Source organism: Sedimentitalea sp. XS_ASV28, assembly GCF_041224545.1.
Classification (GTDB): domain Bacteria; phylum Pseudomonadota; class Alphaproteobacteria; order Rhodobacterales; family Rhodobacteraceae; genus Sedimentitalea.
Genome location: NZ_JBGFGP010000176.1, coordinates 161091 through 175775, shown reverse-complemented (window position 1 = coordinate 175775; position 14685 = coordinate 161091). Strand labels below are relative to the sequence as shown.

Here is a 14685-nt window from a genome sequence, read left to right as displayed (position 1 = left end):
CGCGATACGGCTGCAAGGGGCCGGCAAAGTGACGCCGGGTCAGTGTTCGCTCAGGAAATCCACAAGGATTTCGGTGGTCTCGTCCCCGTGGAGTTCGGGAAAGAAATGTCCGCCGGGCATCGCACGCGCGCGCATGTCCGCCAGTCTTACGGCCCAACTGGCAGGGACATCGTATTCCCGCGCCATGACCCCGTCAGCGCCATAGAGCACAAGTGCCGGGCATGGCACACGCCGCCCGAGATCGGCCGCGTCATGGGCAAAATCAAGCTGGATCGCCGCGCGATAATCATTGCACATGGCGGCGATGGTGTCAGGCCAGCGCCAGCTTTGCCGGTAGGCATAAAGCGCCTCTGGGTCGAAGTCGTCCAGCTCGGCGGCTCCCCAGGACGTGAGACAGCTTTCGAAATACCAGTCGGTGTCCTGCGCGATCATGGTTTCGGGAAAGGGGGATGGCTGGGCAAGAAAGAACCAGTGATAATAGGCCGATGCCACTTCCCTGCCCAGGTTTTCGAGCAGGAAATGCGTCGGAACGATATCCATCAGGGTCAGGCTGCGCACGGCCTTTTCCCAGTCCAGCGCCAGGCGATGTGCGGTACGGGCACCCCGGTCATGGCCAATGAGGTGAAAGCGCTCGAAACCCAGCGACACCATCAGGGCCCTCTGATCGGCGGCCATGTTGCGAAAGCTGTAATCCTGAACCGAGCCGGGCTTGCTGCTCTCGCCATAGCCGCGCAGGTCTGCGGCGATCACGGTAAACCGCTCGGCAAGAGCCGGCGCAATGGCATGCCACATGGCCCGCGTCTGCGGAAACCCATGCAGTAGCAGCACCGGCGGACCGTCGCCCGCACGGGAATAGGCGATGGTTTGCCCGTTCACCTCGGCACGGGCATCGGTAAATCCGGGGAGCACGCTCACCGGCGCGTCAGGGCATCAAGAATGCGCGCCCAGCTCCGGATGCCCTTGTGAAAGCTCTTGAGGTCGTATTTCTCGTTCGGCGAATGGATGGCGTCATCTTCGTTGGCATAGCCGACCAGCATCGAATCGAGGCCCAGAATTTCCTTGAAGAACCCGGCAATCGGGATCGAGCCGCCCATGCCGACGATGACCGCCTCGCGCTCCCACTCGTCCGAAAGCGCCTGCCGGGCGGCTTCGAATTCCGGGCGGTCGGTATTCATCACCGAGGCGGGCGAGCCGTCAAGGTTGCCGTCCCACGTGACCCGTGCATCGGGGGACAGTCGCGCCTCGACATGGGCGCGGATCCGCTCGCGCAGGCGATCCGGATCCATGTCGCCGACAAGTCGGCACGTCAGCTTGCAATGCGCCTCGGCCGGGATCACCGTCTTGGTGCCCGCGCCCTGGTATCCGCCCCACAGGCCGTTGATCTCCAGCGTCGGACGCGACCATTGCTGCTCCAGTGTCGAATAGGCCTTTTCCCCATGAGCCTGGTTGTAACCGACCGCGCCCAGATAGGCCGCTTCGTCAAAGCCGCAGTTTTGCCACTGACGCAGCATGTCATCCGAAACCTCGGGCACGCCGTCGTAAAACCCCTCGACCGCCACCGCTCCGGTTTCCGGATCGTGAAACGATGCGATGATGCGCGAGATTTCCCGCAGCGGATTGAGGCCGGGCCCGCCATAGTGACCAGAATGCAGGTCCCGGCTGGGGCCGTGGATGGTGAATTCATCCTTGAGCATGCCGCGCAGTTGCCCGGCGATCGACGGCACACCGGGCGAGACCATCGAGGTATCGCAGATCAGCGCGATATCGGCCTTCAGTTCTTCGGCATGCGCCCGCATGAAAGGCACAAGGCTGGGCGAACCGCTTTCCTCTTCGCCTTCGAGAAAGAACGTCAACTTGCAGGGCAGGGTGCCGTGCACCGCTTTCCACGCGCGACAGGCTTCGACAAAGGTCATCAACTGTCCCTTGTCATCGGAACTGCCCCGCCCGCGGATCACCTTGCCCGCCGGCGTGTCATGAATATCGGGGTCAAAAGGATCATGCGACCACAGGTCGAGCGGATCGACCGGCTGGACATCGTAATGGCCATAAAACAGCAGATGCGGCCCCTCGCCATCCAGATGGCCGACAACCATCGGATGGCCGGGTGTTTTCCGTTTCTCGGTTGCGATCCCGAGACTGTTGAGGTCGGCGACCAGCCAATCCGCGGCGCGGTCGCAATCGGCGTCATAGGCCGGATCGGTCGAGATCGACGGAATGCGCAGCAGCTCCATCAGGCGGTCGGTGGCCGCCGATAGATCGGTGTCGATACGGGTCAGAACGTCGGTGAGGGACATGTGCGGCTCCGGTTGATACGAGTCGCGACGACCGTATCAGCGCGGTATCGGGTGTCCAGCCGTCAGTGCGGCAGCGTCCGCTGTCGTCATGGGGTTGAGCCCACGGGCCTGCCTGTCTGTCGGCAACCCGAAACGCTCTGAACAATCGGCGGCAACCGGCACCGCCAGAATAACGGATGCCGATTGCCGCCTTTTCCTCGTCTCCTACCCACCAAAGGAGGGATTGCGTTACCGCTTAACACTACCAACACATCACAAGAACACGACGCCGACGGGGAAGGCAAAACGCTGAACTGTTTACTGAACTTCGCAATATCAAACCGTGGAACAAGTTACCGAACTGCAAATCAAGAGTTTGAAATTGTTACTTTAACCTACGAGCCGAGCATCACCGTTTCGCGCGTTTCGAACAAGTCGGGTATTCCGGACCATGACATTAAAAATCGGGCCGGTTGATCCAGATCAGGGCTGCGACATGACGCCCGCCGTTAAGAGTTGATCATGAACCGGACAAACTATAATCATTCCAGAACGAAAATGCGGTGCTGCCGTATGCCGAAACTGTCGCCGTTAACGGCAGGACAAGATATGGAGGAGCGGGTGGACTATACCGCAAAACTCGACACCGCGATCGCGCGACTGCACGAAGAAGGCCGCTATCGCACGTTCATCGACATCGAACGCCGCAAGGGGCATTTTCCGCAGGCCGTGTGGACCCGTCCGGATGGAACAGAGGCGGATATCAGTGTCTGGTGCGGCAACGACTATCTCGGCATGGGGCAGAATCCGGTGGTTCTGGACGCGATGAAATCCGCGATCGACGTGGCCGGAGCAGGGTCCGGAGGAACGCGCAACATCTCGGGCACGACCGTCTATCACAAGCGTCTGGAGGCCGAGCTGGCGGATTTGCACGGCAAGGAAAGCGCGCTTCTGTTCACCAGCGCCTATATTGCCAATGACGCCACGCTGAGCACGCTGCCCAAGCTGTTTCCCGGCCTGATCATCTATTCCGACGAATTAAATCATGCGTCGATGATCGAAGGGGTGCGCCGCAACGGCGGTGCCAAGCGCATTTTCCGCCACAATGACGTCGCGCATCTGCGCGAACTGCTGGAAGCCGACGATCCGGCCGCGCCCAAGCTGATCGCTTTTGAATCCATCTACTCGATGGATGGCGATTTTGGCCCGATCGAGGCGATTTGCGACCTTGCCGACGAGTTCAACGCCCTGACCTATATCGACGAAGTGCATGCTGTGGGCATGTATGGTCCGCGCGGGGCCGGGGTGGCCGAACGCGACCGGCTGATGCACCGTCTGGACATTATCAACGGCACGCTGGCCAAGGCCTATGGCGTCATGGGTGGTTACATCGCGGCCAGCTACAAAATGTGTGACGCCATCCGCTCTTATGCGCCGGGCTTCATCTTCACGACTTCCTTGCCGCCAGCTGTGGCGGCCGGTGCAGCGGCGTCGGTGGCCCATCTGAAAAAGGCGCGGGATTTGCGCGAAGCGCATCAGACCCAGGCACGCATACTGAAGACCCGGCTCAAGGCGATGGGCCTGCCCATCATCGATCACGGCAGCCATATCGTGCCGGTCATTGTCGGCAACCCGGTCCATACGAAAAAGCTGAGCGACATGTTGCTTCAGGATTATGGCATCTACGTGCAGCCGATCAACTTTCCGACGGTTCCGCGCGGAACCGAACGGCTTCGCTTTACGCCGTCGCCGGTGCACGGGCCAAGGGAAATGGACCGCCTTGTCGCGGCAATGGACGCTCTCTGGTCGCATTGTGCGCTGAATCGCGCCGAACTGTCCGCCTGAAACCAAGCCTGTGTGCAAATTGCTTGCGCTGTGTTAGCATAATCTAAAGAAGAGCGTGAACGAGTCGAAAGGGACGACTCAAATCGCTGTGACGGGACGCAGCAGTCGATATGGGGCAGGCATGATCGGGCGCAAGCATTCGCGCACATCAGAGGTCGTAGAAGAAGACGTCGTGAGACCCAAGGGGTTTGACGATTTCGAGTTGCGTCTTGGCGACACGATGCGCGGTGAACGTGCGACCATGGGCAAGTCTCTTCTGGATGTGCAGCGGGAATTGCGCATCAAGGCGTCATATGTCGCCGCGATCGAGAATTCCGACCCCTCCGCCTTTGATACGCCCGGATTCATCGCCGGCTATGTCCGCTCTTATGCGCGGTATCTCAACATGGATCCCGACGAGTCCTTTGCGGCGTTTTGTCGGGAAAGCGGTTTTACCGTCGCGCATGGAATGTCGGCGGCGGCCTCTACCGTCAAGAAACAGCAGAATGGCGGCGGAAATGTCGGGCGCGACAGGCTCAGCGATCCGTTCACCTCGCCCAACACGCCGTTCATTCCACTGCGCGAAAGCGTCTTCAGCCATGTCGAGCCGCGGGCCGTCGGGGCGATGCTGGTGTTGCTGGCGCTGATCGGCGGTATCGGCTTTGGTGGCTGGAGCGTGCTCAAACAGGTTCAGCAGGTCCAACTCGCCCCGGTCGAGCAGGCCCCCGTGGTTCTGTCCGATCTCGATCCGCTCAAGGGGGCGGTGCAGGACGATGACGAAGAGACGGGTGAAATGCGACGCGCCGAGGCGCTGGACAGGCTTTATCGCCCGCAGGCTCTGGATGTGCCGGTTCTGGTCGCGCGGGATGCGCCGATTTCAACGCTCGATCCGCGCAGTGGCGGAACCTTCAGCCAGCCCGACCTGCCCGATCTGCAGGTCGCCGGGAACCTCAATTCCTACGACCCGCGTCTTGACGGGCCGCGCCCGGACGGGGCGGCGGTGCCGCAGGTCGTGGAAGATGTTGCGCCCCAGTTGCAGATGGTTGCCGTGCGCCCGTCATGGGTCCGGGTGACTGCCGCAGACGGAACGGTGATTTTCGAGGGCATCATGGAAGGTGGCCAGCGCTATGATGTGCCGCTGACCGAAGAGCCGCCAACCCTGCGGGCGGGCGAGTCGGGGGCGATCTATTTTGCCTACCGGAATCAGCATTTCGGCCCCGTTGGCGAACGCGGGCGTGTTACGTCGAACCTGCCCCTGTCGGTCGAGGAAGTGCAGGACCGCTTCCAGATTGCCGATCTGGAACAGGATCGCGACCTTGCGCGCATGGTCGCAGAAGCCCAGACCGAACCGGCGCAACCCTGATCGGGCCATTGCCGTTGGGGCGTTGGCGATCTATCTAGGGCCGGTAATCCCAACGGAACATGGACCGCTGTCATGTCGCTCAACCCCGTTCGCCCCTGGCGCAATATCTATCGCCGAGAGTCTCGCCGGATCATGGTGGGGAACGTGCCGGTGGGCGGGGATGCGCCAATTTCGGTGCAGACCATGACCAACACGCTGACCACGGACGTTGCGGCAACCGTGGCTCAGGTGCAGGCCGCCGCCGAAGCGGGGGCAGACATCGTGCGGGTGTCTGTTCCGGACGAGGCATCGGCGCGGGCGCTGAAGGAAATCGTTGCCGAGAGCCCGGTTCCGATTGTTGCGGATATCCATTTTCATTATCGCCGTGGCATCGAGGCGGCCGAGGCCGGTGCGGCCTGTCTGCGGATCAATCCGGGAAATATCGGATCGCCCGAACGGGTGCGCGAGGTGATTTCGGCGGCCCGCGATCACGGGTGCTCGATCCGGATCGGTGTCAATGCCGGCAGCCTTGAAAAGCACCTTCTTGAGAAATACGGCGAACCCTGTCCGGATGCGATGCTCGAAAGCGGGCTGGAGCATATCAGGATCCTGCAGGATAACGATTTTCACGAGTTCAAGATCAGCGTCAAGGCGTCTGATGTATTCATGGCGGCGGCGGCCTATCAACAGCTTGCCGAAGCGACCGACGCGCCCATTCATCTTGGCATAACCGAGGCTGGCGGCTTTGTCAGTGGCACAATCAAATCGGCGATTGGTCTGGGTAATCTGCTCTGGATGGGGATCGGCGATACCATCCGTGTCAGCCTGAGCGCCGACCCGGTCGAAGAGGTCAAGGTGGGCTACGAGATCCTCAAGTCGCTCGGGCTGCGCCATCGCGGGGTGAACATCATCAGTTGCCCAAGCTGCGCGCGGCAGGGGTTCGACGTGATCAAGACCGTCGAAATGCTTGAAAAGCGGTTGGAACACATCAAGACCCCGATGAGCCTTTCGATCATCGGTTGCGTGGTGAATGGCCCCGGCGAGGCGCTGATGACGGATGTCGGTTTCACCGGCGGCGGTGCGGGCAGCGGCATGGTCTATCTTGCAGGCAAGCAGAGTCACAAGATGGGCAATGACGCGATGATCGACCATATCGTCGAGCAGGTCGAGAAAAAGGCCGCCGAAATCGAAGCGGCGAACGCGGCGGCGCAGGCGGCAGAATAGCACCCTTTAGCGATCCCGATCCGCGACCTCCGTCGGGGCGTCGCCGGGCGTGTTCGAACCTGTCGCGCCGTACAGCCTGAAACCTGTCTTATGCCATCGCATGTCCTTGCACGTCTTGGCGGTCTGGTCGGAGAACCGCCACAGGTGCAACCGGCATCGTGCGGATATTGGTTTGCCTTGCGCCCCCGTAATGTGACAGGATTTGCATAATATACGTAAATCGGGATATTTTCGGACGTCATGCAGGATTTTTCACAAGAATTCATGTCGGCCATGCGTCTGATTCTCTCTGGAGATTCGGAACTCTGGGCAATTGTCCTGTTGTCTCTCAAGGTATCTTTGCTGGCGGTTGTGGTCGCTGCGGCGATCGGGATGCCGCTGGGGGCGGCGCTTGCGGTTGGACGTTTTCCCGGCAGGCGGCTGGTTGTCGTGTTGTTGAACGCATTGATGGGGCTTCCGCCGGTTGTCGTGGGACTGCTGGTTTACCTGATGTTGTCGCGTTCCGGGCCGCTCGGGGTGCTGCAATTGCTTTATACGCCGACCGCGATGATCATTGCGCAGGTTGTCCTGGTGACACCGATCATCGCGGCACTGACCCGGCAGACCGTCGAAACGCTGGACGCGGAATATGCCGAGCAGTTGAGAAGCCTCGGGGTCTCGCGACTGGCCTCTGTTCCGACGCTTGTCTGGGATGGCCGGGTCGCGCTGCTGACCGCCTTGCTGGCGGGGTTCGGACGGGCGATTGCCGAGGTCGGAGCGGTGATCATGGTCGGCGGCAACATCAATCACGTGACGCGAGTGATGACCACCACCATCGCGCTTGAGACCTCCAAGGGAAATCTCGCGCTGGCGCTGGCGCTTGGCGCGATCCTGATCGGCATCGCGGTCGGCGTCACCGGATTGGTCAGCCTGCTGGCGGTGCGCGAAGGGCAGGGCGAGATGCGTCATGCGTGACCTGTTGGCCGACGAAGCCTTTGGGCAGCCCCTGATCGAGGCATCCGGTCTGCGGATCGGGCGCAATGGCGGCACGCTGCTCGACATTGCGCATCTGGCGCTCGACGGGCCGGGGCCCACGGTGATCCTGGGACCCAACGGTGCCGGCAAGAGCTTGCTTCTGCGCTGCCTTCACGGCTTGATCACGCCCGATTGCGGGGTGGTGCGGCAGGGCGGGGTGCCGCTGAATGCCGCGGCGCGGTCACGACAGGCGATGGTGTTCCAGAAGCCGGTCCTGCTGCGCCGGTCGGTTGCCGCAAATCTCGACTTTGTGTTGAAACGACAAAAGTTGACGCGCCGCGATCGCAAGGCGAGAATTGCAACTCTGCTGGACGAAGGCGGGCTTGCGGGAAAAGCGCGGCAACCTGCGCGCAGCCTTTCCGGAGGCGAAGCGCAGCGTCTTGCGATCTTGCGGGCGCTGGCGCGCGTACCCGATATTCTCTTTCTCGATGAACCGACAAGTGCGCTGGATCCATCGGCGACGCAGCGTATCGAGGCGATGGTTCTGATGGCGGCACGACGCGGCACCCGCATTGTCATGGTGACCCACGATATCGGTCAGGCCCGGCGCATGGGTCATGACATCGTGCTCATGCAGACCGGGCAGGTCGCCGAGCATGCCCTCGCGCGCGATTTCTTTGATGCCCCGCAAAGCCAGGCGGCGCGCCGCTTTCTGGCGGGGGCGCTGGTCTTGTAATCCAAAACACTGATGGAGAGTTTGAATATGTTCGGAAAATTTGTCCGGGGCGTGGCCTTGGGGCTGGCGCTGACCACCGGATCGGCAGCGTTTGCCGATGACAATTTCATCGTGGTGCAATCCACCACTTCGACCCAGAACTCGGGCTTGCTGGACGCGATCCTGCCGACGTTCAAGGACAAGACCGGCATCGAAGTGCGGGTGGTCGCGGTCGGGACCGGGCAGGCGATCAAGAACGCGATGAACGGGGATGGGGACGTCCTGCTGGTGCACGCCAAGCCGGCGGAAGAGAAATTCGTGGCCGATGGCTGGGGCGTCGAACGCCGGGATGTGATGTATAATGATTTCGTTCTGATCGGTCCCGAAGAGGACCCCGCCGGGGTCGCAGGTGGCAAGGATATCGTTGCCGCATTCAGACAGATTGCCGAGGCCAACGCCCCATTTGCCTCGCGCGGCGACGACAGCGGCACGCACAAGGCCGAGCTGCGCCACTGGGAAGAGGCGAATGTCGATGTCGCCGCGCATTCGGGGGAGTGGTATCGCGAGACCGGCTCGGGCATGGGAGCGACACTGAACGCGGCCGCCGGGATGGACGCCTATGTGCTCAGCGATCGGGCGACATGGATTGCGTTCGGCAACAAGAGCGGCATGAAAATTCTTGTCGAAGGTGACCCGAAACTGTTCAACCAATACGGGGTCATCCTCGTGAATCCGGAAAAGCATGCGCATGTCAAGGCAGCCGAGGGGCAGAGCTTTATCGACTGGCTGACCGGCGAAGAAGGCCAGGCCGCCATCGCCGGCTACAAACTTGACGGGGAGCAGCTCTTCTTCCCGAACGCTCAATAAAACACCGGGGCGCGGGCCAAGCGGTTCGCGTTCTTGCCCGCGTCACATGACACTGCCTGAAATCGAAGGTTTCAACGCGTCAGGTGATGCGGGCGGTTTCGGGTCGGTCGCGAAATGCTCTATTCCGCGCGGCCCCGCTTTTCAAAACGCGGCAGCATCGCGCTGAAATCACGGCCCTTGCCATCTTCATTCTCGACAAATTGCGCATAGAGCGTCTGGGCGAGCTGTCCCATCGGGGTGTCCGCGTCCGCACTCTCGGCGGCCTGCTGGCTCAGGCGCAAATCCTTGAGCATGAGATCGGCGGCAAATCCGGGTTTATAGTCGTTGTCGGCGGGGCTTTGCGGGCCGACGCCAGGTGCCGGGCAATAGGCGTTCATGGACCAGCTATAGCCGGACGAGGTGCTGACCACGTCGAACATTTTTTGCCGGTCCAACCCGAGCTTGTCGGCCAATGCAAAGGCCTCGCAGGTCGCGATCATCGTGACCCCGAGGATCATGTTGTTGCAGATTTTCGCCGCCTGTCCGGCGCCAGCATCACCGCAATGCACGGCTTTCTGCCCCATGATGTCAAACAGCGGTGCGGCCTTGGCAAAGGCGGGTGTGCTTCCGCCGGCCATGAAGGTCAGCGTGCCGGCAGATGCGCCGCCGACACCACCGGAAACCGGGGCATCCACCGCCAAAAGTCCGGCGGCTTCGGCATCTGCCGCAACCGCGCGGGCGCTGTCCACGTCCACGGTCGAACAATCGACAAGCGCCGCGCCCTTGGTCATCGCGGGGATGATGTCCGCGGCGACCGAGCGAAGAATGTCGCCGTTGGGCAGCATGGTGATGACCACCTCGGCACCCGACGCACATTCGGCGGCGGATGCTGCCATACTCACCCCGTTGACGGTGACATCGGCCATGTCAAAGCCGACCACCTCGTGACCGGCCGCGGCCAGGTTGGCGGCCATTGGCGCGCCCATGTTGCCCAGCCCGATAAACCCGATTTTCATGGCGTTCTCCTCATCTGTCAAACTTCAACCCCTCTGCGCCGAGCGGAGCGAGCATCGCTTCGATGGCGTCGCGTGGCACCGGTGCGCCGGCGAATTTCCACTTCGGATTGCGATCCTTGTCAATGATCGCCGCGCGGATCCCTTCAAGGAAATCGCCCTGCTGCATCGCGCGGTGGGTATAGCGATATTCCATCCTCAAAGCGTGGTACATGTCAGCGGATTCCGCCTGCAAAAAGCGAATGATTTCAAGCGCGCAAGCCATGGCCAGCGGGGAATTCCGCAACATCGCCGCGCCGGTCGCCCTGGCGAATTCGGTGTCCTCACGCGCGAGGTTTTCCTGAATGCCGGATAAGGTGGGGGCGGCGAACAGGCGGTCGATCTCGGGTTGTCGCGTGCTCAGCGCAGCGTCCGGCGGTGTCTTTGCATGTGTGCTCAGAACGGAGACATCGCCGCTCGCTTCGATCAGCTCGATCAGGTCGCCCCATTCGGCACGCGGGATGAAGTGGTCGGCGAACCCCGCGAAAATCGCGTCGGCGGCATCCATCCGCGCGGCGGTCGTGCCCAGATAGACGCCCAGATGTCCGGGCGCACGCGCCAGAAGATAGCTGCCGCCCACGTCGGGCACCAGACCGATGCCGCATTCGGGCATCGCGATCCGGCTGCTTTCCTCGACGACGCGATGTTTGCCGTGACAGCCGATGCCGACTCCGCCACCCATGGTGAAACCCTGCATGAAACTGACGACCGGTTTCGTATAGGTGGCGAGCAGCGCATTCAGCCGGTATTCGTCACGCCAGAACGACTGGCCATAGTCGTATTCCCCGCGCATTCCGGTTTCGTAGAGTTCGGCAATGTCGCCCCCGGCGCAAAAGGCCTTGTCGCCCTCGGCATCTATGATGACCAGCGCCACCTGTTCTTCTTCGCGCCACAGGTGCAGGGCGGTGTCGATCGCGCGGCACATGTCATGGCTGAGCGCGTTCAGCGCCTTTGGCCGGGTCAGTGTGATCCGACCGGCGCGCCCCTCAACGCGAATGTTGATGTCGCTCACGACCGTCTTACCGCGATGCGAGCATGTGCCGCGCCACGATCACCCGCATGATCTCGTTGGTGCCTTCGAGAATCTGGTGGACCCGCAGATCACGCACCAGTTTTTCGATGCCGTAATCCGCGAGGTAGCCGTAACCGCCATGCAATTGCAGGCACTGATCGACGATCCTGCTGCCCGCCTCGGTCACGAATTTCTTGGCCATCGCACAATGCTTGGATGCGTCGGGAGCGCCCTGATCGAGCTTCCACGCGGCCTGGCGCAGGAAGACGCGCGCGGCCTGCAATTCGATCTCCATGTCGGCGAGGCGGAATTGCAGCCCCTGGAACTGGTCGATCGAGGTGCCAAACGCCTTGCGTTCGGACATGTAGGTCAGCGTCAGGTCCAACGCCGCCTGCGCCGCCCCCAGCGAGCAGGACGAGATATTGAGCCGCCCGCCATCCAGGCCCATCATCGCGTATTTGAAACCTTGTCCCTCTTCGCCGACCAGGTTGTTTTCGGGGATCTTGCAATCGTCGAACTGGACCTGGGCAGTAGGCTGGCTGCGCCAGCCCATCTTGTCCTCAAGGCCACCAAAGGACAGGCCGGGCGTTCCGTCCTCGACATAGACGGTCGAGATGCCCCTGGGGCCAGCCTCGCCCGTGCGGACCATGCAGACATAGGCGTCGGAATAGCTGCCGCCCGAGATGAATGCCTTGGTCCCGTTCAGCACATAACCGCTGTCGGTCTTTTCCGCGCGGGTCTTGAGCGCGGCGGCGTCGCTGCCCGAACCCGGCTCGGTCAGGCAATAGGACAGCACCGTCTCCAGCGAAACGACGCCCGGCATAACCCGCTCCTTCATCTCGTCACTGGCGAAGGTGTCGATCATCTTGGCGCACATATTGTGGATGGACAGGAACGAGGCGACCGACGGGCAAGCCATGCTCAGGGCCTCAAAGACCAGCGTGGCGTCAAGCCTGCTCAGGCCCGAGCCACCGGACTCTTCGCTGACATAGAGCCCGCCAAAGCCCAGTTCGCCAATTTGCGGCCACAGGGATTTGGGTATCGTGCCATCGGCTTCCCACTGGCGTGCGAAGGGGGCGATGTTTTCCTGCCCGAACGCCCGCGCCATGTCGAAAATGGCGGTTTGTTCCTCGGTCATTGCGAAATCCATGCGGGTCTCCTCCAGCGCGTCGAATTGAACGATTGTTTAATTCCGGATTCTTACAGGAATATTGCCGGCATATGCAATCCGCACTTGCAAAAGCCTGCGGTCAGGACTGCCCATATGGTCAGAGATCGGCATGAAACTCTTCGATCAGGTGCTTCACGACGGCGACGCCGGGCGGATGCGTGCCGGCCTCGGCCGCTTCGGCATGGACCCGCCTTTGTCGCGCGGCGCTGGTTCCGTCCCGTACGATGCCGCGCAGGGTCGCCAGTTCCTGCTGTGTTTGCAGGGCTTCGGCATCCTCCGAGAGCAGGCCGATCAACTCATCGAGGAGCACATCGAACGGCTTGACCGAACGGTCACCGAAATCGATCAGCCCCTCGCTCGTGCCGTATCGCTGCGCGCGCCAGCGGTTTTCGGCAATCAGGAAGCGATCGTAGGTGCGCCAGCGCTGGTTGCGCTCGCGCAGGCGGCACAGCATCCGGGTCAGGGCCTGGATCATTGCCGCCAGCGCGAGCGTGTGTTCAAGACGCGGTTGCACGTCCATGATCCGCGTTTCAAGGGTCGGGAAATTATGCGACGGGCGCAGGTCCCACCAGATCTTGCTGGTGTCTTCTATGATGTCCAGATCAATCAGCGTGCCGGTGGTGCGCTCGTACTCGGCCCAGCTTTCGAAATGCGGCGGCAGGCCGGTGCGTGGCAGGTTGTCAAAGATCGTCAGGCGGTATGACGCCAGCCGCGTATCATCGCCCTGCCAGAAGGGTGACGAGGAGGAGAGCGCCAGCAGGTGCGGCAAAAAATAGCTCAGCTGCGGCATCAGGTCGGTGCGCAGCGCGGGTTCTTCGATACCGACATGCACATGCATGCCACAGATCAGCATGCGCCGCGCGACGCCGCCAAGTGCGCGCTCGAGCGCGTTATAGCGATCCTTTTCGGTGTGTTGCTGATCCTTCCAGTCGGCAAAGGGATGGCAGGACACCGCAATCGGCGCGAGATTGTATTCGGCGGCGTGACGCGACACGCAGGCGCGCAGGTGTTTCAGATCCTCGCGCGCCTCGGCAATCGAACCGCAGACACGGGTGCCGACCTCGATCTGACATTGCAGGAACTCGGGACTGACCTGATCTTCGAGATCGGATTGGCAGGCCGACATGAGCTCGGGTGGCGCTTCGGCAAGGTCGAAGCTGTCGCGGTCGACCAGCAGGTATTCTTCCTCGATCCCGATGGTGAAATCCTGCTGCATGTTGTCCTCCCACTGATAGATTTGCCCCAGTGAAAGCCCTGACCGCGCCGTTGCCAAGCGAAAAATCGGCCGGTGGCGGGTTGCGATGCTCCGCCGAACAGGGCAAGTCAGCGGGCAAATGCCGCATGGGCGGATGGGTTGACGGGACGGGCGGGATGGGAAACGGAAGCAGGATTCGCAAGATCAACAGCTTGCTGGCTGATCTTGATGTGCGATTGGCGGACGGTGATGCCTATCGCGCCGAGCAGGAGAGATTGCGTGCCTTCGAAGCGCGCGGCGGTCTGGATGCGCCAGCCTATGCCTTGTCTCCGGGGATGGACGGTTTCGATATCTCTTTGCTTGTCTCGGACTACGGGGACCATGAAGACGCGCTGGCGTGCCTGATGGGCGGTGGTGGAGCAGCGGGATATGCTCCGGAGAATGGCTATTTCGACAGCCCGGATGCAGAGGCGCTCTACCTCATGGTGCGGCGCGCGCGACCGCAACGGGTGATCGAGGTCGGGTGTGGCAACTCCACCCGGATCACGCGCCAGGCCATTATCGACGGCGGTCTGAACACGACGCTTACTGCCGTCGATCCATGGCCCCGCGCGGATGTTGCCGATGTCGTGGACCGGTTCGAACAGGCGACGGTCGAAAGTCTGGAGCCGTCAATGTTTGCGGAACTGGCCGAGGGCGACATACTGTTCATCGACAGCAGCCATCAGGTTCGCATGAGCAACGATGTCGCGCATCTGTTTTGCCGCATCATCCCGGCGCTGGCCCCGGGCGTCATCATCCATGTGCATGATGTTTTCCTGCCTTACGAATATCCCAAGCGCTTCTTTTACGACTGCCCATCCTGGGCCGAGCAATACATGCTTCACGCGTTGCTGCAGGGGGGAGGGTATGAGATATTGTGGCCCGGCTATTTCCTGCAACAGGAGCGACCCGACGCCGTGGCCGCGTTGCCGTTTCTCGCCACGGGACGGGCGCAGAGTTTCTGGATCAGGAAACGGTAGGGCGGGCAGGGGGCGCTGCCCCCTCCGGGAGAAATCCGGGATTTCTCCCGTTCAC

13 protein-coding genes are annotated in these 14685 nt (G+C 61.7%); 7 read left to right on the top strand and 6 right to left on the bottom strand.

Translation table 11 applies throughout. The features are described 5' to 3' along the window. Positions 1 to 39: 39 nt before the first annotated feature. Both AB9K34_RS22670 and AB9K34_RS22665 read right to left on the bottom strand, forming a co-directional pair. Positions 40 to 909: an alpha/beta fold hydrolase gene (locus AB9K34_RS22670; protein ID WP_369957117.1), complete on the bottom strand. Its 870-nt coding sequence runs from the start codon at positions 907 to 909 to the stop codon at positions 40 to 42. Between the two features lie 2 nt (positions 910 to 911). After that, positions 912 to 2294, bottom strand: coding sequence for a M20/M25/M40 family metallo-hydrolase (locus tag AB9K34_RS22665; RefSeq protein WP_369956931.1), 1383 nt, complete (start codon positions 2292 to 2294; stop codon positions 912 to 914). Positions 2295 to 2894: 600 nt separating this feature from the next. Between AB9K34_RS22665 and hemA the strand changes: the two genes are divergently transcribed. The 6 genes from hemA to AB9K34_RS22635 all read left to right on the top strand — a co-directional run bounded on the left by hemA (position 2895) and on the right by AB9K34_RS22635 (position 9199). Next, entirely contained in the window at positions 2895 to 4118 is a 1224-nt protein-coding gene (gene hemA / locus AB9K34_RS22660) for a 5-aminolevulinate synthase (protein WP_369957116.1), read from the top strand. 121 nt (positions 4119 to 4239) lie between these two features. Further along, the gene (locus AB9K34_RS22655; protein ID WP_369956930.1) at positions 4240 to 5460 is read left to right on the top strand and encodes a helix-turn-helix domain-containing protein; all 1221 of its coding nucleotides are present in this window, start codon (positions 4240 to 4242) and stop codon (positions 5458 to 5460) included. A gap of 72 nt (positions 5461 to 5532) precedes the next feature. Beyond that, entirely contained in the window at positions 5533 to 6663 is a 1131-nt protein-coding gene (ispG, locus tag AB9K34_RS22650; RefSeq protein WP_369956929.1) for a flavodoxin-dependent (E)-4-hydroxy-3-methylbut-2-enyl-diphosphate synthase, read from the top strand. Positions 6664 to 6903: 240 nt separating this feature from the next. Then, a complete protein-coding gene (locus AB9K34_RS22645) occupies positions 6904 to 7617 on the top strand; it encodes an ABC transporter permease (protein ID WP_369956928.1) in 714 nt (237 codons plus the stop codon). After that, complete coding sequence (locus AB9K34_RS22640; protein WP_369956927.1) at positions 7610 to 8353, top strand: ATP-binding cassette domain-containing protein; 744 nt, start codon at positions 7610 to 7612, stop codon at positions 8351 to 8353. Before AB9K34_RS22645 ends, AB9K34_RS22640 begins: the two co-directional genes overlap by 8 nt. 27 nt (positions 8354 to 8380) lie before the next feature. Further along, positions 8381 to 9199, top strand: a complete 819-nt coding sequence (locus AB9K34_RS22635; RefSeq protein ID WP_369956926.1) for a substrate-binding domain-containing protein — start codon at positions 8381 to 8383, stop codon at positions 9197 to 9199. Between the two features lie 119 nt (positions 9200 to 9318). On the opposite strand, the gene mmsB is transcribed toward AB9K34_RS22635, so the two are convergent. The 4 genes from mmsB to AB9K34_RS22615 form a co-directional block, all read right to left on the bottom strand. After that, on the bottom strand, positions 9319 to 10194 hold the full coding sequence (gene mmsB / locus AB9K34_RS22630; protein WP_369956924.1) for a 3-hydroxyisobutyrate dehydrogenase: 876 nt from the start codon (positions 10192 to 10194) through the stop codon (positions 9319 to 9321). A gap of 10 nt (positions 10195 to 10204) precedes the next feature. Beyond that, complete coding sequence (locus AB9K34_RS22625) at positions 10205 to 11242, bottom strand: enoyl-CoA hydratase/isomerase family protein (RefSeq protein WP_369956923.1); 1038 nt, start codon at positions 11240 to 11242, stop codon at positions 10205 to 10207. Positions 11243 to 11249: 7 nt separating this feature from the next. Further along, complete coding sequence (locus tag AB9K34_RS22620; RefSeq protein WP_369956921.1) at positions 11250 to 12392, bottom strand: acyl-CoA dehydrogenase family protein; 1143 nt, start codon at positions 12390 to 12392, stop codon at positions 11250 to 11252. Between the two features lie 118 nt (positions 12393 to 12510). Continuing rightward, entirely contained in the window at positions 12511 to 13629 is a 1119-nt protein-coding gene (locus AB9K34_RS22615; RefSeq protein WP_369956919.1) for a carboxylate-amine ligase, read from the bottom strand. Positions 13630 to 13658: 29 nt separating this feature from the next. On the opposite strand from AB9K34_RS22615, the gene AB9K34_RS22610 reads away from it, so the two are divergent. After that, positions 13659 to 14630, top strand: a complete 972-nt coding sequence (locus AB9K34_RS22610; protein WP_369956917.1) for a class I SAM-dependent methyltransferase — start codon at positions 13659 to 13661, stop codon at positions 14628 to 14630. Positions 14631 to 14685: the final 55 nt, after the last annotated feature.